Here is a 22393-nt window from a genome sequence, read left to right on the forward strand (position 1 = left end):
AAAATAGATGTATTAATTTTATTAACTTCTTTTTTAAAAAGGTCGATATACTTAGAAAGTAACAAAACTACTTTAACCATATCCTTAGATATAGGAGGTTTTTATTTTGCAGAACCGTATTAAAAAAGAGCTCTTCAATTTATCGAAATACCTACGAGGAGAAGCTACTCGGTCTCGGTTGACCAGTGGTATTATATTAGATACTTCGAGACGTCATGTGCCAGTAACGTTCTTAATGCGCGTTATCGATGAGATTCAAATAGGTGGTGGAGATTATCTTCAATTACATTTTTCGGATGCAGAGGGATACCGGTTATTCTCTGAAATCCTAGGTCAGACTTTGACAAAAACAAATGATCAATACCTCGTTAAAAGCGAAATTCTAGAACTCATTGCTTATGCAAATGATAGAGATGTGATGATTGTTCCAGATTTTGATGTTCCAAGCCATTCAAAGGAGTGGTTGAATCTGGTCAAAGAAAAATTCGGCGAAAATTTTTACAAATCGATCGTGTCAGACTTTGATGAGGGTTTAGTTGACTATTTTGATAACCCTCAAGCAACAATGCTCGTGAAACATTTGATCGAGGAAATAGCCTTCTTATTTAAGCAAGACAAATATAAAGGACACCAAATATTCTCAATAGGCGGTGACGAAGTGCCAGGGACAAATAACTTCCAGGAAGAGTATATAAGGTTTATCAATACAATTTCTGGTCATGTCGAGCAATGCGGCTACAAACCGAGAATGTGGAACGATTCGTTAACTGAAGCCGGGTTACATGCACTAAATTCAAACGTAGAGATTGTCTATTGGCAAGAAAACATGTTGACCCCAGAGGTTTTTATTTCACGCAATAGAGCACTTCACAATGCGAATTTTTATACGTTAGTGTATAGTCCAAGTCATGACGGTATAGATACAGAAGCTATCACAGAACAAATTGACTACGTAAAGGCGTTTCATAAATCAACTGTATTTTGTTACAAAGATAATCCCTACGGCGAAGTTGACACGCAAGATGTTCTTAAAGGTACCGCATACACATTTTGGACTGAGCGTGGAATCGAACTAACAAATGAGCAATTATTAGCTCAAGTTTTGCCTTTAATAAAAAACTATTTAAGCATAAGCCAAAACTAATCACGCATTGAGGTACATTGAATCTAAGACTCTATTAGGAGTAAACTAGAACTTCTGAGAGTAAAATAGTCCATTTTGGAATATCAACTGCAGACAGTTTACACTGCAATAATCGAATAGGCTCATCCTTAAGACATAGAACGAAAGACTCCCCATTAGGGGTAATGTGAGTTCAAAGTATCTGTCCTTTTTTAGTAGTCTAAAAACTTGACCATATAAATTTCGTTGTGTAGTTTATTGTTGATAATTATTGAATTTTTGCGAATGCCTTCCGGTTTATACCCAATTTTTTCGAAGAGCTTCCGAGCTGGAATGTTTTCTTCTAAAACAGTCAGCTCGAGACGACTGATAGCTTTTGAAATAGCCCATTCCTCTGCTTTTTGAAGAAGAGAGAAAGCGATTCCTTTGCCTTGTGCATCAGCTTGAATCCCAAGGAGTAAGGCAGCACGATGATTGGCTCGCTTGGCCTCATTCCCTATAACCATCAAATAACCGACGTGTTTCCCATTTAAAATAGCAAGAAAGATAATTGAATGGCTCCGTTGGTTCCACTCAATAATCTGCTTTCTCACTTTTTGTGTAGACAGTGCTCGTTCCTCTTTTCCATACAGGAGAAAGTCCGATTCTCCTTCTATATTTTTCTGCAACTCTGCGAGAAAACGTGCGTCATTATGTCCAGCTGCTCGAATGAGCAAGACATCCTCATCGGCATGATCCTGATTTCCACCGTTTTTAGTCAAAAGATCCAGTCTTTCAAAACTGACATAACGATTTGGCTTGAACTCCTTGACTATGTAGCCGTTATCTAGCCAAGCATGGAAATACTTTGAGGGTGCTTTGGTCTTTTTCCACCAACTTTGATTTAAGTAGGCACTATTGGGCAGGTTCTGTCCCATGATTTTTTCAATTTCAGTAAGGTGCAACGTAAAGGTTGGCTTTGTTGCCATGGAAAAATAATTTGCTAATGAAATGTACTTCTTTTCTAGCGCTATCGTCATTGGTTTTAATTCCTTTCAATCTTCATAATTGTTGAATTACAGCATTCGGTAAACTCTTTTGCTTCATCATCTGAAAAAGTCGGCTTATTTTTATCGTTCGGTCAAACTATCGTTGTCTTTCTTCAAAAAGATAGTAATGCGTCCAATAAGCAAATACTTCTTTGGCTATGCCCAATTTTTTGAGCCTTCACAGCATTCAATTCTTCTGCGATACAAATTTCATACAAGATCTTTTTTAAAATGTCTTGTGTTGATTCTCAATTACATTTTTAAAATGTTTGTATTTCAATAGAAAACCTCCTGAATAATAGCGAAATAAAGAATCAGCAGTTGAGGTGTTTCGAGATTGATCACTTCTATTTTTCGTCATTTCGCTAAAATTGAGTCTTATTATTCATGTGAATAAAAAGCCATAGAACTTATATACCCACTAATTTGAGTTTTATTTATTTTTTTTAAAAATTAATCCATCTTTTTACACTGAAAATACTTATTGACATTTTTTCGAGTTAATATTAAGGAGTAAAAATGAGTTTATTTGTGGGGAGTTATGGAAAAAACCGAGTAAGTATAGCAATCTTTTCTAAAATAGAGCTTGTGGACGAGCGAGAATCGAAGGAGGAACTTCATTTTAACTTGCAACTCAAAAGAAACAGTCACATAGTTAATATCCATTTTGTCCAGAAGAAGTAAACAGTATGAATTATTTCGTTGACCACCAATAAAGCGCATTCATCTCAAGAGGTTTGTAAGAGAATCATGTGGTTTTATGAACACACCCAACGAAGAAAGAGAATTTATGGATAAAAATTCGTATATGGATTGTCCTTATTTCTAATCGATAGAAATGCTGAGTCAATAGCTGTGTTTTATTTGCTTTGAAATAAGAAATGGAAGGAGTGACTAAACGGAAGTTTACATATGACACCTTATCGGAAGAGAAGAAGCTTAACTTTGAGCTTCTTTTTTTTGTTGAGAGCGTAAAATACCTTATGTGAATGAAAAAGAAGTTAATTTAAAGGAAATGAGATTTTTCTATGAAGAAGTATTAAAAACTCCTTAAAATGAAGGTATAACTTGTGTAATGCAAGAGAAAAGGGTTCTCACGCATTTTTGGGGAACGAAATTACCTTCACCTATAAGAAACCTTCACTTTATCGCAGTATAATTACCATCGATAAAGAACCCGGTTTCGCAACACTTGAAACCCGGCTCTGCCATACATCATCCGTTTGATGGTTTTTAACCGGTTCACCTGTCCTTCTGTTGGACCATTGCTCCAGGGCTGTTCAATGCTTAGTTTGACTGCGCTCAAATCCTGGAGAATTCCTTGAACAAAAGTTCGAATAAAGGAAAAGTTGCCTTGCTCTTCTTTTTTTAACCAGACTAATAGATGTTCAACGTTCTTGTCCTTGAATAATTGACGGAAAGAGTGAACGAGCTCATCGAGCTTCATAATTTGTGGGAAAGTATCCAATAAGTTAGGATGCAGCTTTTGAAATCGGTCATAGTGATTTTCTTTTTCGGTATCCCAGAGAATTCGCAGAACTTCTTGTCGAATCGAAACAGTTGCTGGTCTACCTTGCTTCAATTGTTTACGTTCTTCGGAAATCATATTGGTCAAGGTTGAAACGGACCCCTTATATCCTTCAGATCGGCAGATTTCTTCAATGTAGCTGCTTGCTCGCTTTTCTTGGATTAAGGAGCGAATCAACGGGCGGAATCGTTGAAAAGCTGAGGTGCGTCGAAGCTTAGGCTTTTCTGTCTTGCTCAAATCATTTCTTACCGTCCCAAACGAAATATTGAGTCTTTCGTGGATTTCGGTTTTGGTATAGCCCTCTTTATACAAAGATTGAACTTGTTGAATACGCCGCCATCTTTTTTCTTCATTTTGAACTCTTAGCCGTTCATGCTTTCGCAGCTTAAGGTTTACCTCTTCAGTTGGATGAGTTGATTGCTCTGGGCTAGGCGGTGTCCACGTAGCCGGCAAAAGAGCGAAAACCGTTTTCTTCAACGCTTCAAACAGCTGATGAAGCAGATGCCATCGGTCCGCTATTTGGAGAATGGCCGGTGAAGCTTCCTTTACCGCTGCCGCATAAGTTTTCGAACCATCGCGGGTGATTAACTTGATGGCTGGGTAGTTTTTCAACCATTTTGTCACCCCTTCGGGTTGGCGCGTGTTCAGAATATCCAGGGGTTGATGCGTTTGGAGATCGATAAAAATGGTTCCATACGTAAAGCGTTTTTTAAAAGCGAAATCATCGATACCGACGAAAGGAAGAGGGCGCGGGATCAAAGGAGATCGCCTTCACTCGTCTGAGAAGTGTATCGTGGCTGACGGGAATGTGCATCTCCCGGCATACTTTTTCCGCTGTTAAACAACTTGTGGAAAAAGCGATCTTTTCGATGATGTTCTCCAAACGCTCGGTTTTTCTCTTATAAGATTGAAGCCAGGATAAACGTTCTGTAAAAACTTTCGTTGGACAATCCGGATTATCACAAAACCATTTGTGAAGCAGGGCCTGAAAATGAACATGTCGGTCTGACACAGGCAGGTCGTCCACCTTCCGGCAATAACGGCTGTGTGGACGACGAGAGATTTGATGACAAGCAGGGCATAGTGCCGAGGAGGACTGGACTTCAACGATGAAAAAGAGTTCTTCTTCCGTCTGTTCCTGATAAAGAAGATGGAGGTTTTCGTCTAAATGGAAAAGGGCTTCTTCCATTGGGGTCTTCATCTCGTTCAACGACCTTTCGGGTTTTTTGGTATTCCTATACCCGCAAAACAATAAAAAGAAGCATCCCCAAAAGAGCGTGAGAACCGAGAAAAGTGCATAAGAATGCAACGAAAAATACAGAAGCTTGCCAGCCTTCCTTTTTGTATTTATTTTTGCCGCGACAGTGCGTTTGAGACTCTAAAACTATCCCCTGTAAAATTCAGAATATGTGCGTGATGGATGACGCGATCGACGAGCGCTGCTGTTAGTCGGGGATCACTGAACACACGATTCCATTGGCTGAATTCCAAGTTTGATGTGATGATGAGGCTCGTTTGCTCATACCAGTCCGAAATGAGCTGAAAGAGGAGCTCCGCCCCTTCTTTGCTAAAAGGAACATAACCCATCTCATCCAAGATGACCAAGTCCACTTTTTTGAATCGATTCCGGAATTGTCCCCATCGTCCTTCTGCCCACGCTTTTTCCAATGCTTCTGCGAGATCTGAAACTCGATAGAACCGTACCTCAAAACCCTTTTGGCATGCTTCATGACCCAGCGCAGTGGCCAGATGCGTTTTGCCAAGTCCAGTGGATCCGGTGAAGATCAAGTTCTCTTTTCGTTCGATGAAGTGAAGCTTGACGAGTTCTTCTGAATCGAGCTGATGCGGAAAATGAATTTTTTCGCTCCACTCAAAAGACGGAAGCGTCTTTTCCTGCAAGAACTTTGCTTTCTTGATTAGCCGCGCTGCTTTCGCTTCTTCCCGCATCTGCAGCTCCTTATTCAGAAGCGCTTCCACAAATTGAGCGGAATTTTCAAAGGCGATGGACCCGTAGATGTCGGCGACATGCGCCAGCCGCAGGCTCTTACACATCTGTTTCAATTCAGCCGTCATCATATCTCACCTCCAGCGTGGGTGGGGGATTGGAGCTGATCGTAAATCGACCAGTCTACATCGAACGGGTGGCCTGCCGGCTCTTTCATCTCCTCGGTCTGTTCACTTAACAGCTCATAGAACCGTTCACTGATTTCTTCCATGTCATGCAGGACAAGTGTGGCAATGAGCCATCTCAAGCGCTCTTTGCGAATGGCGAGATCCGTTATCGCTAAGTATTCCCGGATACGTCCTGGCAAATAAGGGGCAAAACGGGAGTAGGGAACAGCGCGCGGCTTACTGAGCCAAGCGCGTAAAATGCCATCCCAAGGAATCTTCCGATTCCGATGCATGTAGGGACGAAAATCATCATACAGAATCTCTCCGTGAGGAGAGACGACTTTGAACCGGTCCCAGTATTTGATGACGGACAGCTGTGAAAAATTAGCGCCTTTCGGTATGTAAATGCCCACTTGATCCACCAGGATCTCGCCATACTTATTCGCTTTCGCCTTTTCTTCCTTGAACACGGGGTACTCTTCTTCAGGCAATGCGAGAAGGTACTGAGACTCCTCTTCCAACAGATCTTTAATTGGCACCTGTTTCTTGTAATGAGTTCGTTCTCGGTCTTTTTCCAAGTGTTCTTTAAGCAGACCCGTTAGGTGATCCAGGTTTTCGATGACAGGCGCCGGCGTAATAAAATTGTAGCGGACGTAACTCACCTTGTTTTCTACATTTCCTTTTTCGTAGCCGGCAGCCGGATTGCACGCCTGTGGCTCAAATCCGTAGTGATTGGCGAAGCGGAGGAACTCATCCGTAAAGACGGCCTCTTCATGACGGCCACGTGGGCGGATGACTGCGGCTTTCAGGTTATCAATGCGAATTTTTCTTGGGACTTCTCCCAATTGATTGAAAATCATCTTCATTCCTTGTAGGAAACATTCCTGGTTCTCGCCTGGCAACGGTATTGCATAAGCGGCGTTACTGAAAGGAAGTGACAAGACGAGTGCGTGAACATCCACATATTTGCCTTCTTTCACCGCCTCCATTAAACCGAAATCCAACTGCGCTTCACCCGGCGGGTGTTCCAGTCGTTCCGCGTTCTTGTCCCGTGTCTCTTCTTCCAGATCCTCACGGCCCTCACGCCACTCTTTGATAAAATAGCAGACGGTTCGGTAGGAGCCTGGAAACTCCATGGCTTTCAAATCCTGAAACATCTTTTTATTGGTCCGGCGCTGTTTTTTCTTCAGCTTTTCATCTTCCCATAGCCAATCGGCTACGATCTCGCCCCATTGCTCCTCATGCATCATGCCTTCTTTTTTAACTACCTTCTCCTCCGGCAGATCCTCGCCATCGGCATACTTTTTCGCTGTGCGCCAGTTGATTCCCAGCATTTTATGGATTGCATTGATAGATAATGATTTTTGATTCCGCAAAACTTTGATACAATTTACTTCAGACATTGTCAGCATTCCTTTCAACCTCCACCTTATTGATTCGACACCAATTACGGTAGAGAAATTTTGGAAGACCGGCAAGTCTTTTTTTTGTGCCTTCGTACAGTGCAGCGTTATGTACTTTTTCGTTTCATAACTCTGTACTTCTATATTGCACTACACAGTATAACTATTGTATGTCAATAAGAAATGGTAAATTTTTAATAGGAAATTAAAATAAACGAAACGTTTCAACGTATAGATGTATCTAATAAGTAAAGGGAGGATGAGGTGGATGCAGCATGATGAAGAGATGGTTTCAGCAGCGATTCAAGGAGACCGCTTGGCGCTTCAGCACTTATTAAAAAATGAAAAAGAAAAACTGTACCGGATGGCTTATACATACGTGAAGAACGAAGAAGATTCGCTCGAGGTTTTTCAGCAGACAGTTCTTCAGGCTATTGAATCAATGCATCAAGTAAAAGAACCATCCTACTTTTCGACTTGGTTGACGCGGATATGTATCAATAAAGCATTAGCAGTTATCAAGAAAAAGAAAAAGTTGATTGTGATAAGTGAAGTAGAAGAACAAAGAACAGAAAATATTATTTCTATTGATGTTGCCCAGCAACTCGATGTGGCAAATGCTTTGAATTTGTTGCCAGAGAAATATAAAACCGCTTTGATGCTACGTTTTTTTCAGGATTTTACGGTGAAGCAAATTGCGGAAGTAATGGGATGTCCAGAAGGAACGGTGAAGACAAATATTCATCGGGGAATGGCACTATTGAAAAAAAACTTGAAAGGAGTGTATGTAGATGAAAGACAAAGAGATTCTAATTAAAAAAGCGATTGAGCAAATAGAAGTGCCAGAAGATCAATTGGATTTGATTATTAGCAACGCATTCTTTGGTCCAGCTCGGACAAAAGCAAGAAAGCGACGGAAGTGGCTAATTCCTGCTATAGCAGCATCTATCCTTTTTACTGGCATTTCAGTAGCAACTCTTACCGCATCTCCAGCCCTCGCAAATTATATGACAGAGTTGCCAATCATCGGCAGTGTATTTTCAATTTTTTCGGAGAAAGAAGAAGGATTATTACAATATGAACGATTCAGCGAAAAAGTGGGATTGTCGAAAACGAGTAACGGAGTGACGATTTCTATTGACCAGGCAGTTTATGATGGAACCAATGTAACCTTTACGTATACGGTCATGGGTGATGTGGAATTGGATGACTCGACTCATATTACTGGATTTCCAACATTATTGGAAGCAGAAGACGTAAGCACTTCAATGGAGTGGGAGATGAAACAAGATATACTGGTTGGCATAAACAGTATTCCACATCTTAACGAAGAGGCTGCCCAAGTCAATGTACTTTGGGAGCCAGCAAGCCTTTATACTAAAAAAGGAGAGATTGAAGGAGATTGGAAGTTTGAGTTTGCGGTGGACCAACTGAAGAAGGATCCTATCGTTCTGGATGAAAAAGTTTTGGGAAGTGGCGTGACGGTTCATTTTACTGAAGTTACTTTTACGGATATTGCGGTGAATATTGCTTATCAGCAATTAGTTGATCCATCGTTATTAAAAGAGTCGGGAGCTGTAGAAGCCGAATTAATTGCTCAAGATAATTTAGGGAATGTCTATAAAGTTCCGCACAACGGGGGGACTGCTTACGGAGGAGCAAATACACAGGAGGACCTTTTCTGGACAGCAACAATGAGAGGCTTAAATCCCGAAGCGACGGTACTGACGTTTTATCCGTTTGCACATGTTAGCCATATGAACGGAGAAACCCCAGAATCATACCGGATCGAGTTTGATGCTTTAGAAATTAATATGCTTGAAGGTACCCATAAAATTAATAATAATCCTATTTTTCCTGTTTTAAAAGAAAACGAAGAGAATGAAAGCAATTAGAATGCACAAGTGAATTTTTTACTTGCCTTTGATGAACAAGGATGAGCATCACACCAAAAATTCTCGGAAAATAAATCACCACTTTTGATTCTTTTAGCTAAACCCCAAACAGATCACTTACTTTGAAGTGATCTATTTGGGGTTTAGTGTATTTTTATGAAGGTTTTTCTTTTTTATATACAAAGTTTCTCATTTCAATCTTTTTTTGATACAACAACTAACCAAAAGAAAAGGATTTAGTGGTCAATCAAGTCAGTTTTACAAAAGCCACAAGTGTTCCTTTGTCACAAGAATCAAAGCCGTTTTTTTCATAAAAGTGACGAACATTTGGAGCTTCTTCAGTTAACAGCACTTTTTGACGCACAGCCTTAAATTTGTCAAGAATACGATCCATCAATTTAGTTGCAATACCGTGGTTTTGGTAGCTATTCAATACTAGGATATCTTGTATATAGATAATTGTAAGGCCATCGCCAATAATTCTTATTAAGCCAATTAAACATTCTTCATCCCAGGCAGATAATACGTATAATGAGTTTGATATTGCTTGTTCTAACTGATTGATATCTTTAGTGTAGGCGTACCATTCCACATCTTCGTAAAGTACTAGTAAATTTTTCTGATCAATTTGCTTGGTTTCTTTGAATACTATAGTCATTATTTTTCCTCCTCAAAATTGTTATTTTGAAGAGTACTTACGTAATTTATCCACTGTCTTATACCTCCTTTAACAATACGATATAAGAATTAAGTTAATTTCTAAAATAATAAGATAAAATTAAAAGTGGAGTAACTGTTTCATCGAGATATAGAATCGTTGTTTCCATTATTTTATAAATATAATATATTATTCAAACTATTTCAACTTTTTCGGTTGACACAACTGTTTTTATGAAACGGGTTATAGCTGTAATTATATGACACGAATTAAAATATAAAATTTTCACTAGACAAGGATGTCATGTATTCAATAGAACTTCCTTCGTTTTTCTCCAGATACCACTTCACGAGATAGTATCCAATGGAATAACCTCCCCAGAAAGGCAATTTTTCTTCCTTGCTTCCGAACATGTAGACATCGGTTCTTCCACCTAGTTCGGTGCGACATAATTTATATGTACTTTCCCATAAATCTTTGGCTTGTTGTTCGGTTAGTGCATCTTTATAGGGACCAAGATAGGCATCGCCTAATCTGATTTCCACAAAATGTTCTGCTAAACCTTCTAGGATCAATCGGTCCATTAACGTTTGATTCTGTTTGGTAATAGTTAAGGCGTGCATTCGCCAATGATGATGGTATTCATGGTTAATTACTGACTTTAGGGTTGAACGAACTTGAGCGTCAGGAAAAACTGCGAAAAATAGCTTGCCACTCCAGTCAGTGAATGCTGAAACCCCTCCAAGTTTTTCTCTGACAAATTGATCCTGTTCATCAAGAATGAACAACTCAAACTCTATCGCTTTTGAAACCGGGAATTCTTTACAGAGAAGCGTTAATTCATCCTTTATAAAATTCTCATAAGTAAGGCTGTGCATCTTATTTAATTGCGATTCAAGTATCCCAATCTCACTTTCTAAATGAAATATGCCAAAAAACGATCTTGTTTCTAATTCCTCTTCTGAAAGATTGAATATTTCAAGGAATAGATCTTTCCTGCTGGTTCCTGGATATGAGGCTATTGCTTTAAGAAAAGTTTCCATATGGGTAAGGCGAGGAACCACTTTAACCACTCTATTTTCGGTACTAATTTTCAATCACTCCTATCCAGAATGTAATCTAAATTCCTATTAAATTACCATAAATGTAAATCAATAAATATTTGAATTGTTGTTTCGAAAGATGGACTAAAGCTTAGATGCTTGCTATATAAGCGAGCATAAGGCGAAGAAAGAAACTAGGAATACCTTCGTTCTTAGGTTATATTCTGTTCATTACTTAAACTTAACTAGTTTACATATTCGGAATTATAGGCAGTAATTTACCACCTATAAAAAACTAGAAATGATGTTAAAAACAAAGAGGGAAAACAGAAGCTAGTATAAGTGCTTTTGCCTTCCTCTTATTCGTAAAGAGTGTCCATTTTAGAATTCTTAAAACCACAATGTGTTTATCTTTTTTGTTATACGTAAATTTCTGATAAGTAAACAGCTTTCTATAACGCCATTCTAAAAAACTACTTTTAATCTTTTATAAATTCGATGGGCCTCTCTTTATCTAATTTAAAGGCTAGATTCTGGAAATGACTTATTTTATCAGAATCAGTAATCTGATAATCAAGGTCATTGATTAATGCGTAATACTCACTAAAATCTTTATCACTTTCTGCAACGCCAATTGTTATTTCTAAAGACTCATTTTCATTTTCATAATAAAGGACAAGGTTATCGTCGGTTAACTCATAGGTTCCTTCTCCGTAGACAGGACTCGTTATCGTATTTTCGTTTAAAAATTCTAGTGTCAAAATAGAGCTATACCTATCTGGACTGTCAGTATCCTCTTCGAGTACTGGCACATAAGCAACATCGAAAGTTTTCCCAACTAAATCATTAGTATCGCTACAAGCTGAGAGTAGTAGTACAGAAGAGAGTAATAAAAAAGCAAACCACTTATTCATGATGCGTAGCCCCTTTCTTGAAATAAATTATATTTAATCTATATGTTGCTTACGTAAGTGAAGTGCAAAAGTTTCTAAATATTCGATAAACTAAAATTAAAACAGGCTCTTATGATAGCTTGTTTAGAACAGACGCTATCGGACAAATGAATAACCCTTTAGAAAACATCCCGAAAGTCATGAACAAACTTTTAATGAATCGTTAAAAAGATTTGAGTGAATCAATTTCATAACTCTGAGCCCTTGCGGCTCTAAGGGTAAAATCCTAAGAAAATAGAGCACCTCCCCAAATCCTGTATAATGAGAGTTACGACACAAACATTAACAGACTGGAGAGTTGCCCTATGCCTATTATACGACAAGAAAGCCTGTTTGACATGCAAGTTTTATATGACTTGGAACCTACCCACCGGTTCAACTCAATTTTATCGGGAATTGATATCCATCCAATTCTTAATGTTGTGACGAAAAAGTCTCGTTTCGGACCACCGCAAACCTTGAATTACGCGGCGATGATCTATTCGCTGATTGTGCGGATCACCGAACGGATTCCCTTCATCAAAGATTTGGTCAAACGCTTGGAAAGTGATTTGCGCTTCAAAGTGGACTGCGGCTTTTTGGTATCGGACGAGATTCCTTCGGAAGCTTCTTATTCACGTATGATTACGTTGGTCAGCGAATCGGATGCCTTGGAAATTGTCCAGGAACGCACTCTTTTGATGGCTATGTCTGAAGGGTTCATCTCAGATGAAATTGTTGCCATAGACGCCACCCATGTCGAGGCACGTGACTGTGCGCCACAAAAGAAAGAAGCGGTCGAAAAAGAACCGAAAAAGCGTGGCCGCAAAAAGAAAGAAGAACGGGAACAATGGCTGGCGGAAAAGGCGGAAGAAGAAGCGAGTCTTCCCTTATATGAAAAAAAAATTGCCGATCAGCTGGATATTCTGCTTTCGGAACTGCGAGCTTCAGTTTCCATACACCCCGAATGGGGAGTGAAAAAGAATAGCGAAGGAAAGAACGTGTTCTGGTTTGTATTCAAAATCCATCTCGCCGTTGGGGCAGAAAGCCAGTACATCCTTCAGTCTCTATTTTCTTCGGGCAATCTGAATGACGGAAAAGCCGCCATCCCGTTGCTTAAAGGAATACAGGAACGGTTGGCTTCGCTCAAAATCGCTTATGCCACGATGGATGCCGGATACGACTACGCTCCGATTTACGAACAAGTTTACCGGATGGGCGCCCAATCAGTCATTGCCTACAATAAAAAGAACGAACCAGAACCGATTGGATTTGATCGTCATTTTGCGCCGACCTGCGTCCGCGAACATAGCTACCGATATGACAGTTTCGATAAAAAGCACGAAACCCTTAAGTATACGAGGCCAAGCGAATGCGCGGACTGTCCGTTAGCCCACGACAGCTTGTGCCAAAAAGTATACAAAAAGAAAATCACGGACGATCTCCGCAAATACACAGCGCCGGCAAGAGGCTCGCTGAAATGGAAACAGCTCTACAAGGCACGAAGTGCCGTTGAAAGGGTCAATGCCTATTTGAAAGGGTATTTCCTCTTAAATCAGATTTATCATCGCACTGGAAAGAAAGCCAAATTGCATGTCGATTTGGTTCAGTTAGCGTATAACGCATCCAAACTCGCCATCGACCGTTTAAAAGTTCTTCAAACAATCGCAGCGTAATTCACCATTTCATTCGTTTTTTTAAGGAATCATCGATTTTCGGCTCTTCTATGATTTTTTAAAAGTGCGCATTATGAAATTGATTCGAGTAAATAAGTATAAATTTAAAAGTAAAAATATCGAATTATTTTAGTTAACATATTCCTGTTTATCAAAAGCAGATTTAGAAGAGAAAAGAAAAGAAGCCGGACGCAGCGTATCTTTTCTTCTTTTCTGTTCGTGATACCGTACTTTTAAGAACGCTTTTATTTCCAAAATTATCTAGCTAATGTGTGGAGGTCTAAGTATATTTAATGTATGAGTTTCGCTTTTAATTAGATTAGATAAAATCTGAACATATCCTCAATAATATCCAAAAGAAGTCAGTGGGTTGACACTAGGATTTGAATGTAACAAAAGTGAAATTAAGTTGCATTCAAAATATGTTAAGGCATAGTATGTTTATCCATACTAAATTTAATGATTGAAAAAGGTTGAGACGGAGTGAAAATATGGAGTTAGTAATGGCAACACCTAAAGAACAACAGAATGGCCTTTCTAATTTTTATCTGATCAAAAATAATTCTGGAGAAATGGTAGGTAGGGTTAACTTAGTCGATATTGATAAACGAAATAATATAGCGGATATTGGATTTAGAATAGGCGCAGAATACGTGGAAAAAGGAATTGGGAATCAGGCATTGAAGCTGCTTTTAAAAACCAATTTAAGTGTGAAACAAATACGCGGAAAAACGACGACTGTTAACCAAGCGTCTCAAAAGGTATTGGAGAAAAAAGATTTTAAACAAGTGGGGATTGATAATGAAGAATTTGAAATGAATGGCCAGAAGCTGAGGTTTGTACATTACTTATGGGGGTAAGTTGGATTCGGTTTTAAGAAATGAAAACAATAATAGGAGGATAATTTATGAAAAAATGGACTGTAGTTTGGATAGTGATCTTCGCCACAATTTTAGAAAGAGCTGCCCATCATTTGTTTTTAACAGACAGTTTTGCAGTTCGTTTAGTTACAGCATCCATATTCATAGCAATTGGTGTTGGGGGTGGATTGATTGTGCAGAAAAAGAGCTATCATAAGGAAGTTTAAATTATCTTTTAAACAGCAGATAAGACTAGTTTTGAGGTGCTGTAGTGCTAATTGCACTAAATTTATAAGAATGATGTTGAAGAGATTTTTTGAGTTTTTCAATGTAATAAGATGCATACGATTCACTGTTGTTTAAGGATTAACAATAAATGTTCTAATAAAATGATCACGTTACACACATAACCTTTAGCCAAAATTAAGCTAGGCGATAGATTGAGAACGCAAAAAACCGAATGCGCAAAGGCGCCGACGGTTTTAACAGTCCAGTTATTAAAATGAATTGATGTACGCGTTGAGTTTTTTTTTGTATCGAAACATAATTGGTTGTAAACAAAATATACATATTCTCCTTTGTGATGATAACCACTCTATCTGTCGTGCCATAGGGCATTCCAAGTCTTATTGCCTGCTTTTCTTTTCCGCCATAAGTATCATCTGTACTAATGGCTACAATATCAGCGATTGGAATTGTTACTTTTGAGAAAAGCCATTTAATGACGATGTCAGAATTAACTTTTTTTACAAATATCTCAAACAAAATATTCGACCTCCTTATTAATCAGTTTTATATATAGTAAGGTAAATTCCATTGTTAAATTCATGTATTCAGCTTGCAAATATAACTTTTCAAAAGTAGTTCACTGTTTAAAGAATGAAGTAAAAAGAAGGAGTGCAGCTAATACGAACTTTTCCTTTCTTTTTTGAAGTTCTCAAATGGGAATGAGGCGTAAAGTGATTTGGGGCTAGTTCATTCACTTTATCGTTCACTTTTGCATTCTTCATTTGTGTAAAAGAAGATACTTGCATCTATTTTTTTTGAGCAAATTGTTTTGCAATTGTCGTAAAGCAATAGATCAGGACCATTAAATCAATAATGGAGGCACAATCATCCAGTACAGGATACGGCGAATGCATTTAATAGCGTACTCCTCCAAAAAGATCGATAAAATTCCTAAGTGAACAAACATTGGCAGAAAATGCATACCGTCTGCAATGAAATTAATTGTTTTCAAGACTTTTGTATTAAGCAATAAGAACAAATAGAAAAGTTAGCAAAGTACTCGTTAGTGTTTTCATTTCACTCCTTTTTGTATTTTTTGAAATAAATGTTAGGTTACTTCTATTATTGTATACGCTAAAATAAGAGTGAAGTTTCATAAAGGTGGAATATTCACTCTTTTTAAAAGGGACTTCTAAAGTCATTTGTTGGGAAATGTATTTGTCATGAAGTTATTTTATGAGTTAAGCTGACTAAAAATAGTTACATAATGCAACTTGGCGGAAGGAATGATGCTAAAAAGAAGCTCTTTTAAACCTTATGTACAGATTAAGTAAATTCCGAAAAAATGATTTGAAGTAGTTAAAGCTATGGCTTTTTGCTTTATAGAATATTAGCTAAGAGTGGCATAAAAGAGTTTTCTTTTAATGGCCGTTTAACATGGTAAAATTAAAGGGAAACAGTAGGAAGAAAATCGAGAGTTTAGCTAGATTTGCGCTGATTTATAATTATCTGGGTCAATTAGATAGTCAGTTAACAGTTGACCAATTATTGGAAGAGCCACAGCGGAAGACAGCTTTTTCTCTTTATTGTCTATAGCCAAGTGAACTTTTAAGCGATTCTGAAGGTGGCATAGATTTGATTTTCTTTATTTAATGGAAGGAGATAAAATACCTGAGTAAATTAACGAATAGCACAAAAAGAATAAGCTATAGGTTTTGAGGTTGTATCATTAGAAGATGTTAGATCAATAAGTAATTACTTCAGTATATAAAAAAATAGGAAAAAAGTGTACATACTTGAATTGGCCATAGAGAAAATTTGGTATTTTTACACTATAGAGGAGAGTCCAAAATGGAGAATAAGGATAGATGATAAAAAATAAATTAGCACTCTTTAGTTCGTTTATTATTCTAGCTATATGCATGTATTTGTTTTTTCCTTTTCCAAATAATGTAATGGTAGACGCACGTATTACGTTCATGTCGTTTCCAATCCTCAATCAAGATGGTTATATTTTACTTGGAATAATAGGGTCGATTTTGTTTATCGCCGCTTTAACTTTACTTTTCAAAGGCTTAAAAAAATATCAATTTCGAATACTATTTCTAGTTGCCTTTGCATATGCAATTTTACCCAGTTTTCTTATCACGGCGTATCAAGAAACGTTAGCAAGTGGGGTTGCAGCAATATCTTATGACCATAATGGCCAATGTAATTTGGAGTTGGTAGATAAAAAAATGAGTGGTGAGTGTAATTTTATCTTGCATAATCGGAGTGACGAGGCAGTATCATTTGAATTAGAGTTTATAGATACTATTTTTATGGAAGAGACTGTAGAATTGGAGTCGCTTATGAATTTAGCCGGTCCGTATCGTATCACTATAGAAGCTAATCAAGAAAAAACTGTGCATTTAAATGAATTACTCGACGTAACAGATGTCCAAGAACATATTGGTGGAGGAACATCGACTGATATCCATTTCAAATTGATAGATAATGAAGGGGAACGTGTATTATAGAAGGTCATGGTGAAGACGCATATTGAATTCCAATGAATTGGGATTTACATATCGCAGTCGATTGGAAGCTATTCGAATAGAAAGAAAAAATAGACTTTGATCAGCATCTTCCTTCTCTTTTGTCTGCAAAGTATATTTTACGAAAAATCTTTTAGTATTATAGTGAAGACCAATACAAAAGCGTATTCGATTTTCTTCGAATACGCTTTTGTTGCTCCAGTAATGAACCTATTATGAAGAAAATAGAACTTACTCTCCACCGCTAGTATAATGATTATCGCCCATTTTAAAATTTGTACTTTCTCCAGGTCGTGTGTGGGGATTGCTCACTTTATGAGTGAGATCATTTCTTCTCTTACGTTTCCATTCTATAAATCCTCCGAAAGCCAATAGAGAAGTTATCGGAATGACAAAAATCCACATACGTTAAGCACGTCCTTTCAGTGAATTGGTTGAATAATTGTATTTTAATTTACAAAAAGCAGTACTCTCAAGCTCAATTAGTTGATTAATTTGAATTTTAACACAAATATTCAAATCTTTCATTAATGTCAAAATTAACGAATAATAATTTTATAGAGAATCGGATTTTAAACGGTGAAAATCGCAAGTTTTTTAACAAAGTCATTGACGAAAAGAACGCTCCATCAGTTCCTTTACAAAATTTGGTTTTCACTTTTATCTTCATGAAAACGACCTTTGAAGATATATGTTAGCGTAATAAAGATATAAATGCTTAATGTAACACCTGTAATGACTATAGGAGTTGTGGCAACAATTCCAATAAGAATAGCGCTCAAAGCGATGATGGCTGCCCAGGTTGTGTAGGGGAACCATTTTACTGCGTAGGCACTCGTTTTTTCTGGATGTATTTTTCGGGATTTTAGGTGTGCAACCGCAATGATTAGCCAAATAAATAATACGGTATAGCCAAGTGAACCCATTAAGAACTCAAAGGTTTTACTGCCTGCAAATAAAGAAATAATGACACCCGCATATAAAGCAACTGTACACATGAATATGGCGTAGACAGGTACTTTCCTTTTTGATAAATGTCCAAAGATTTTAGGAATACGACCATCTGCAGCTTGCGTATACAGGACGCGCGATGAGCCATACAAGCCCGAATTCATAGATGAAATAATAGCGAGTATGACAACGGCATTCATAATATGATCAGCGCCTGGTACACCAATCATCTTAAATACCATAACAAACGGACTTTCCGGTACTCCGTTTACTTCATTCCAAGGAATTAAGCTGACAATAATAAAAAATGGAAGTAAATAAAAGGAAATGATGCGTACAAGTGTGCCACCTACAGCTTTTGGTACAGCTTTTTCTGGATTTTTGGTTTCGGCTAATGTAATACCAATAATTTCAGTTCCTCCATAAGAATAAATCACAACAAGCATAGCGGCGACTAAACCGGAGGGTCCATTCGGCAAAAAACCACCATGGTCTGTTAAGTTAGAAAAACCAATAGCTGTGTGGTTACCAAATGTGACGAGTAATAGGATTAACCCAGCTACAATGAACACTACGATAACGGCAATTTTGATTAATGCCAGCCAGTATTCTGTTTCCGCGAAAACTTTTACGGATAACAAGTTTATGACTGTAACCAATATGGAAACAGATAATGCGAGTATCCAAATCGGATAATTAGGTAACCAATATTGAATGAAAATAGCTGCAACTACTGATTCAGCTGCGATATTTAATACCCACATCTTCCAATAGATCCAGTCCAGAAAATAAGCAGGATATTTTCCTAAAATCGATTGCACCAAATCTCTAAAAGTTCTTGCTTCGCTGTTGCGGACGGCCATTTCTGCTAAGCCCTGCATAACAAATAATAGAATAATACCACCTATTAAATACGCAATAAGTACGGCTGGACCTGCCATATCAATGGCTGCACTGCTCCCTTTAAATAATCCGGCGCCAATAGCACCACCCAATGCCATCATCATGATATGACGTGATGTCATCGTTCTCTGCAATTTCTCGTTATTGTTTTCCATTTTCTTACCTCCTAAAATATAAAAGGCATGCCGTCTGTTCCTTCATGAGTACATGAAAGAAGAGACGACATGCCTTGTGCAAACCGCGGTACCACTCTAATTGGTTCTTTATGAACCCTACTTGACCACCTTGTAACGGGGGTGAATCGTTAAAGCGTATAGATAGCTCTATGTGCTTTACCACTCCTAGGCAAGTTCAAAGCATTAGTGGACTGCGTTGCACCAACCCGCAGCTCTCTTGACCAACTAATACACTTTTACTACTCCTACTCATCGCGTTTCTTTAAAATTATCTTTTAGTTTAAGTACTCGTGCTCGTTTTAATGCCCTTGACCCTTCATTTCAAAATATCTCCAAAATACAAAATCAAAAAAGGCATGTCGTCTGTTCCTTCATGAGTACATGAAAGAAGAGACGACATGCCTTGTGCAAACCGCGGTACCACTCTAATTGGTTCTTTATGAACCCTACTTGACCACCTTGTAACGGGGGTGAATCGTTAAAGCGTATAGATAGCTCTATGTGCTTTACCACTCCTAGGCAAGTTCAAAGCATTAGTGGACTGCGTTGCACCAACCCGCAGCTCTCTTGACCAACTAATAAACTTTTACTACTCCTACTCATCGCGTTTCTTTAAACTATATAAGAAAAGTTTTAACTGTTATTCAACACTATACTTACAGCTTCTAATCTTGTCAATCATTTATTTTGAAATAATTTTAAGCAAAGACATCATGTGAATTTCAGAGATGTTTTTTAAGCGTTGAATATAAAAAAGGTAACCTACTTTCTAGTTTTTGTGACAAATTGCGCAATTTAAAAACTACCTTATTTATAAAGAAAGAATAGTGAGGACTGTTAGAGAAATACACAACAGATGGGTATATGTGTATCTAGCGCTATTTACCGGATTGCTGTATGCGACAGCGATTTGATTTAATATGGCCGTACTCGTATTCTGATAATAGAGAAGTTTTTTCAATTTGTCGATTGCTGATTCAGTTTTCTAGCTGATCGAAAAGCTATAAAGACAATCCAGTACCTGATCTTTACTACTTTTTTGATGGGAGTGGACGTGCGATGCATTATGACGTAATTGTAATTGGAGCAGGGTCGATGGGAATGGCAGCAGGTTATTTTTTAGCAAAGAGCGGAAAGAAAACGTTATTACTAGATTCTTTTAGCCCCCCGCACAATAAAGGAAGTCATCACGGGGAAACAAGAATCATTCGGCATGCATATGGAGAAGGTGGAGAATACGTCCCTTTGGCACTTCAGGCTCAAAAATTATGGAACGACTTAGAGGAAATGACGGGAATATCATTATTTTCTGCCACTGGTGTGTTAAACGTTGGCCATGAAAAAACTGATTTTATCCAGAACATCATCTCGAGTTCAAAAACCTATTCGTTACCACTTGAGACTCTAGCTTCACCTGAAGTGAACAAACGTTGGCCCGGCATAACGATACCTGCCAAGTACATCGGATGTTTTGAACCTGCATCCGGCATACTAAAATGCGAGTCGTGTATTAGAGCATATAGAACACTTGCAGAGCAGCACGGTGCTACACTTTTGATGGATAGTAAAGTGAACGAATTATCGGTTCATGATCAAAGAGTTACCGTCAAAACTGAGGCTCAGACTTTTAGCTCGGATGCTTTAGTGATTTCAGCAGGCGCATGGTCTCGAGACCTTTTTTCCATGTTGGGGTTAAATCTACCGTTAAATCCAGTAAGAAAAACATTTGCTTGGTTTGATGCTGGCGAAAATCTATACAATCATACGAATTTTCCAGCTTTTACGTTTGCGACATCTCAAGGATTCTATTATGGTTTTCCGAGCATTGATGGTTCCGGATTAAAAGTTGGCCGCCACGATGGAGGACAATCAATTGATCCAGACAAATCCATCCCAGAATTTGGACAGCTAGATGAAGACAGAACAGATCTAAGAAACTTTTTAAATCATTATATGCCTTCAGTAAAAAAACTAAAGTATGGAAAAACATGTATGTATACATTGACTCCTGATGAAGATTTTATTATCGATTTACATCCAGTCTACTCAAACGTCGCTATTGCTGCAGGCTTCTCTGGACACGGCTTTAAATTCAGCAGTGCCGTTGGTCAAATTTTGAGTGAATTGATCAGTTCTGGGAAGACTGAACAAAACATTGCACCATTTTCACTGGATCGATTCAACTAAAGTTTTGAACTATGCAACCGTAGTTCGTGTTTAGGCGCAAAGAGAGGAGCTAAGCGCATTCTTAATTACTTATAAGTTTGGGAAAATCTATTCAAATAAATCATGCCAATTGACGAATAGAGTCTGTGCTTCAATCCATTCAAAAGAGTGAGTTGTTTTTTAAAAAAAGGAGAATTTGTGGCGAGTTGTATAAATGGTCATGTTAAATGGAGTTTGACAGAAATAGGATAACTTGATTTCGTAAATGGAAAAGACTATCCAAATTAGGATGACAAAGAATGTATATCGTTTTGATCATAAGCTTTGTTCGCCTTGAGTTACTTGTGTTTAATAGTTATTCTAATTCTTATTTTCAAGGTTCAATTGAGTGATAAAGATGAGCCTTTTTTCTGTTTAACTTGAGACGTAAAGTGAGACAATAGTTATCTCCTTTTAGACGGTATTTCTCAAAGTGACAATTAGCATTGTAAATTTTACCATTAGTGATATGCTAAAATCATCTATTCGATAAGTGGAGGATTTGTATGAAAGCGATGAATAAGTTATTTTTGGTTTTTTCCCCCTTTGTACTCTTTCTGTTGGTAAGTGGATGTTCAAATACGAATGTCTCAAAAACGCTCGTTATTGAAAATTCGAAAGGTTACGAGGGAATTTTGGTTTCCGATGCTTCTTCACTGGTCAAAACGGATGGCTATGAAGAGGTTTTCGTCAAAAGTGAAGATAGGGCTAATGAGTTAATTGACCTGTTAAATGGGAAAGAATTGTTTGAACCAAACGAAAAAGAGATTCAAAAAAGAACCGCTACACTAGAACAGTCAGGCAGTTACCGTGTGTTGCTTTACAACAAACCAAGTGTCAACAGTAAAAGTGAGGATATTCTGCCTTTTCTCTTTTATCAAGATGGAACGATTCAAGTAGACAAAGAAGGAACTTCGTATTTTATCAAAAATCCACCAAAGGATTTGCTAACTCAATTAAAAACCGATTGGAATATTAAGTTTTGATAGTGAACGTACTCCGAAATATGCCAAGGAATGTCGTAGGAGTAGGAAGCAAACTTTTAAATACAGAACCGATTCCATACGGAAGAGCACCTAAAGCAAGTAGAGACATTCTGATGACTTAAAAAAATTCAACGGTGGAGGAAGCTTCA

19 protein-coding genes and 2 other annotated features are annotated in these 22393 nt (G+C 37.9%); of the genes, 9 read left to right on the forward strand and 10 right to left on the reverse strand.

Annotation, left to right across the window (positions count from 1 at the left end; genetic code table 11):
• Positions 1 to 106: 106 nt before the first annotated feature.
• Entirely contained in the window at positions 107 to 1144 is a 1038-nt protein-coding gene (locus tag AUO94_RS15850) for a family 20 glycosylhydrolase (protein ID WP_058385142.1), read from the forward strand.
• 191 nt (positions 1145 to 1335) lie between these two features.
• On the opposite strand, the gene AUO94_RS15855 is transcribed toward AUO94_RS15850, so the two are convergent.
• From AUO94_RS15855 to istA, 5 genes are all read right to left on the reverse strand, one after another.
• Positions 1336 to 2142: a GNAT family N-acetyltransferase gene (locus tag AUO94_RS15855; protein WP_058385143.1), complete on the reverse strand. Its 807-nt coding sequence runs from the start codon at positions 2140 to 2142 to the stop codon at positions 1336 to 1338.
• A 1168-nt stretch (positions 2143 to 3310) separates the two neighbouring features.
• Complete coding sequence (locus AUO94_RS15860) at positions 3311 to 4438, reverse strand: ISL3 family transposase (RefSeq protein ID WP_058385144.1); 1128 nt, start codon at positions 4436 to 4438, stop codon at positions 3311 to 3313.
• Positions 4401 to 4880 (reverse strand): transposase family protein, encoded by a 480-nt coding sequence (locus AUO94_RS17300; RefSeq protein ID WP_156423951.1) that lies wholly within the window; start codon positions 4878 to 4880, stop codon positions 4401 to 4403. Before AUO94_RS17300 ends, AUO94_RS15860 begins: the two co-directional genes overlap by 38 nt.
• A gap of 146 nt (positions 4881 to 5026) precedes the next feature.
• Entirely contained in the window at positions 5027 to 5752 is a 726-nt protein-coding gene (istB, locus tag AUO94_RS15865; protein ID WP_058386886.1) for an IS21-like element helper ATPase IstB, read from the reverse strand.
• Positions 5752 to 7203 (reverse strand): IS21 family transposase, encoded by a 1452-nt coding sequence (gene istA / locus AUO94_RS15870; protein WP_058385145.1) that lies wholly within the window; start codon positions 7201 to 7203, stop codon positions 5752 to 5754. The genes istB and istA overlap by 1 nt, the downstream gene beginning before the upstream one ends.
• A gap of 259 nt (positions 7204 to 7462) precedes the next feature.
• On the opposite strand from istA, the gene AUO94_RS15875 reads away from it, so the two are divergent.
• Both AUO94_RS15875 and AUO94_RS15880 read left to right on the forward strand, forming a co-directional pair.
• A complete protein-coding gene (locus tag AUO94_RS15875; protein ID WP_058385146.1) occupies positions 7463 to 8011 on the forward strand; it encodes a sigma-70 family RNA polymerase sigma factor in 549 nt (182 codons plus the stop codon).
• Positions 7986 to 9089 carry a DUF4179 domain-containing protein gene (locus AUO94_RS15880; protein WP_058385147.1) on the forward strand — a complete coding sequence of 368 codons (1104 nt, stop codon included), beginning with the start codon at positions 7986 to 7988 and terminating at the stop codon, positions 9087 to 9089. The genes AUO94_RS15875 and AUO94_RS15880 overlap by 26 nt, the downstream gene beginning before the upstream one ends.
• Positions 9090 to 9336: 247 nt before the next feature.
• Here the strand turns inward: AUO94_RS15880 and AUO94_RS15885 are convergent, their stop codons facing one another.
• The 3 genes from AUO94_RS15885 to AUO94_RS15895 form a co-directional block, all read right to left on the reverse strand.
• Positions 9337 to 9747, reverse strand: coding sequence for a GNAT family N-acetyltransferase (locus AUO94_RS15885; RefSeq protein ID WP_058385148.1), 411 nt, complete (start codon positions 9745 to 9747; stop codon positions 9337 to 9339).
• A gap of 269 nt (positions 9748 to 10016) precedes the next feature.
• The gene (locus tag AUO94_RS15890; RefSeq protein ID WP_082707562.1) at positions 10017 to 10844 is read right to left on the reverse strand and encodes a DUF2268 domain-containing putative Zn-dependent protease; all 828 of its coding nucleotides are present in this window, start codon (positions 10842 to 10844) and stop codon (positions 10017 to 10019) included.
• A gap of 425 nt (positions 10845 to 11269) precedes the next feature.
• A complete protein-coding gene (locus AUO94_RS15895; protein WP_058385149.1) occupies positions 11270 to 11704 on the reverse strand; it encodes a hypothetical protein in 435 nt (144 codons plus the stop codon).
• Between the two features lie 344 nt (positions 11705 to 12048).
• Between AUO94_RS15895 and AUO94_RS15900 the strand changes: the two genes are divergently transcribed.
• The 3 genes from AUO94_RS15900 to AUO94_RS15910 all read left to right on the forward strand — a co-directional run bounded on the left by AUO94_RS15900 (position 12049) and on the right by AUO94_RS15910 (position 14485).
• Positions 12049 to 13398, forward strand: coding sequence for a transposase (locus AUO94_RS15900; protein ID WP_058385150.1), 1350 nt, complete (start codon positions 12049 to 12051; stop codon positions 13396 to 13398).
• A gap of 491 nt (positions 13399 to 13889) precedes the next feature.
• Positions 13890 to 14258: a GNAT family N-acetyltransferase gene (locus AUO94_RS15905; protein ID WP_058385151.1), complete on the forward strand. Its 369-nt coding sequence runs from the start codon at positions 13890 to 13892 to the stop codon at positions 14256 to 14258.
• Between the two features lie 47 nt (positions 14259 to 14305).
• Positions 14306 to 14485 carry a hypothetical protein gene (locus AUO94_RS15910; protein ID WP_058385152.1) on the forward strand — a complete coding sequence of 60 codons (180 nt, stop codon included), beginning with the start codon at positions 14306 to 14308 and terminating at the stop codon, positions 14483 to 14485.
• 196 nt (positions 14486 to 14681) lie between these two features.
• Here AUO94_RS15910 and AUO94_RS15915 read toward each other — a convergent pair whose 3' ends face one another.
• Positions 14682 to 15023 carry a SunI/YnzG family protein gene (locus AUO94_RS15915; RefSeq protein ID WP_237150136.1) on the reverse strand — a complete coding sequence of 114 codons (342 nt, stop codon included), beginning with the start codon at positions 15021 to 15023 and terminating at the stop codon, positions 14682 to 14684.
• 1442 nt (positions 15024 to 16465) lie between these two features.
• Between AUO94_RS15915 and AUO94_RS15920 the strand changes: the two genes are divergently transcribed.
• On the forward strand, positions 16466 to 17005 hold the full coding sequence (locus tag AUO94_RS15920; protein WP_237150137.1) for a hypothetical protein: 540 nt from the start codon (positions 16466 to 16468) through the stop codon (positions 17003 to 17005).
• A gap of 656 nt (positions 17006 to 17661) precedes the next feature.
• On the opposite strand, the gene AUO94_RS15925 is transcribed toward AUO94_RS15920, so the two are convergent.
• Positions 17662 to 19032 carry an amino acid permease gene (locus AUO94_RS15925; protein ID WP_058385154.1) on the reverse strand — a complete coding sequence of 457 codons (1371 nt, stop codon included), beginning with the start codon at positions 19030 to 19032 and terminating at the stop codon, positions 17662 to 17664.
• A 57-nt stretch (positions 19033 to 19089) separates the two neighbouring features.
• Positions 19090 to 19315: a binding site (T-box leader), on the reverse strand.
• A 124-nt stretch (positions 19316 to 19439) separates the two neighbouring features.
• Positions 19440 to 19665 (reverse strand) — a binding site (T-box leader).
• A 447-nt stretch (positions 19666 to 20112) separates the two neighbouring features.
• Between AUO94_RS15925 and solA the strand changes: the two genes are divergently transcribed.
• Both solA and AUO94_RS15935 read left to right on the forward strand, forming a co-directional pair.
• Positions 20113 to 21240 (forward strand): N-methyl-L-tryptophan oxidase, encoded by a 1128-nt coding sequence (solA, locus tag AUO94_RS15930; RefSeq protein WP_058385155.1) that lies wholly within the window; start codon positions 20113 to 20115, stop codon positions 21238 to 21240.
• 533 nt (positions 21241 to 21773) lie between these two features.
• Positions 21774 to 22244: a hypothetical protein gene (locus AUO94_RS15935; protein WP_218916859.1), complete on the forward strand. Its 471-nt coding sequence runs from the start codon at positions 21774 to 21776 to the stop codon at positions 22242 to 22244.
• Positions 22245 to 22393: the final 149 nt, after the last annotated feature.

The sequence above is a fragment of the Planococcus kocurii genome, from assembly GCF_001465835.2.
Lineage (GTDB): Bacteria > Bacillota > Bacilli > Bacillales_A > Planococcaceae > Planococcus > Planococcus kocurii.

Coding starts and splice junctions, on each gene's coding strand:
- AUO94_RS15920 (WP_237150137.1), top strand. CDS start 16,466: ATGTCGTTTCCAATCCTCAATCAAGATGGTTATATTTTACTTGGAATA.
- istB (WP_058386886.1), bottom strand. CDS start 5,752: ATGACGGCTGAATTGAAACAGATGTGTAAGAGCCTGCGGCTGGCGCAT.
- istA (WP_058385145.1), bottom strand. CDS start 7,203: ATGCTGACAATGTCTGAAGTAAATTGTATCAAAGTTTTGCGGAATCAA.
- AUO94_RS15900 (WP_058385150.1), top strand. CDS start 12,049: ATGCCTATTATACGACAAGAAAGCCTGTTTGACATGCAAGTTTTATAT.
- AUO94_RS15855 (WP_058385143.1), bottom strand. CDS start 2,142: ATGACGATAGCGCTAGAAAAGAAGTACATTTCATTAGCAAATTATTTT.
- AUO94_RS15885 (WP_058385148.1), bottom strand. CDS start 9,747: ATGACTATAGTATTCAAAGAAACCAAGCAAATTGATCAGAAAAATTTA.
- AUO94_RS15935 (WP_218916859.1), top strand. CDS start 21,774: ATGAATAAGTTATTTTTGGTTTTTTCCCCCTTTGTACTCTTTCTGTTG.
- AUO94_RS17300 (WP_156423951.1), bottom strand. CDS start 4,880: ATGAAGACCCCAATGGAAGAAGCCCTTTTCCATTTAGACGAAAACCTC.
- AUO94_RS15905 (WP_058385151.1), top strand. CDS start 13,890: ATGGAGTTAGTAATGGCAACACCTAAAGAACAACAGAATGGCCTTTCT.
- AUO94_RS15895 (WP_058385149.1), bottom strand. CDS start 11,704: ATGAATAAGTGGTTTGCTTTTTTATTACTCTCTTCTGTACTACTACTC.
- AUO94_RS15910 (WP_058385152.1), top strand. CDS start 14,306: ATGAAAAAATGGACTGTAGTTTGGATAGTGATCTTCGCCACAATTTTA.
- solA (WP_058385155.1), top strand. CDS start 20,113: ATGCATTATGACGTAATTGTAATTGGAGCAGGGTCGATGGGAATGGCA.
- AUO94_RS15880 (WP_058385147.1), top strand. CDS start 7,986: ATGAAAGACAAAGAGATTCTAATTAAAAAAGCGATTGAGCAAATAGAA.
- AUO94_RS15925 (WP_058385154.1), bottom strand. CDS start 19,032: ATGGAAAACAATAACGAGAAATTGCAGAGAACGATGACATCACGTCAT.
- AUO94_RS15875 (WP_058385146.1), top strand. CDS start 7,463: ATGCAGCATGATGAAGAGATGGTTTCAGCAGCGATTCAAGGAGACCGC.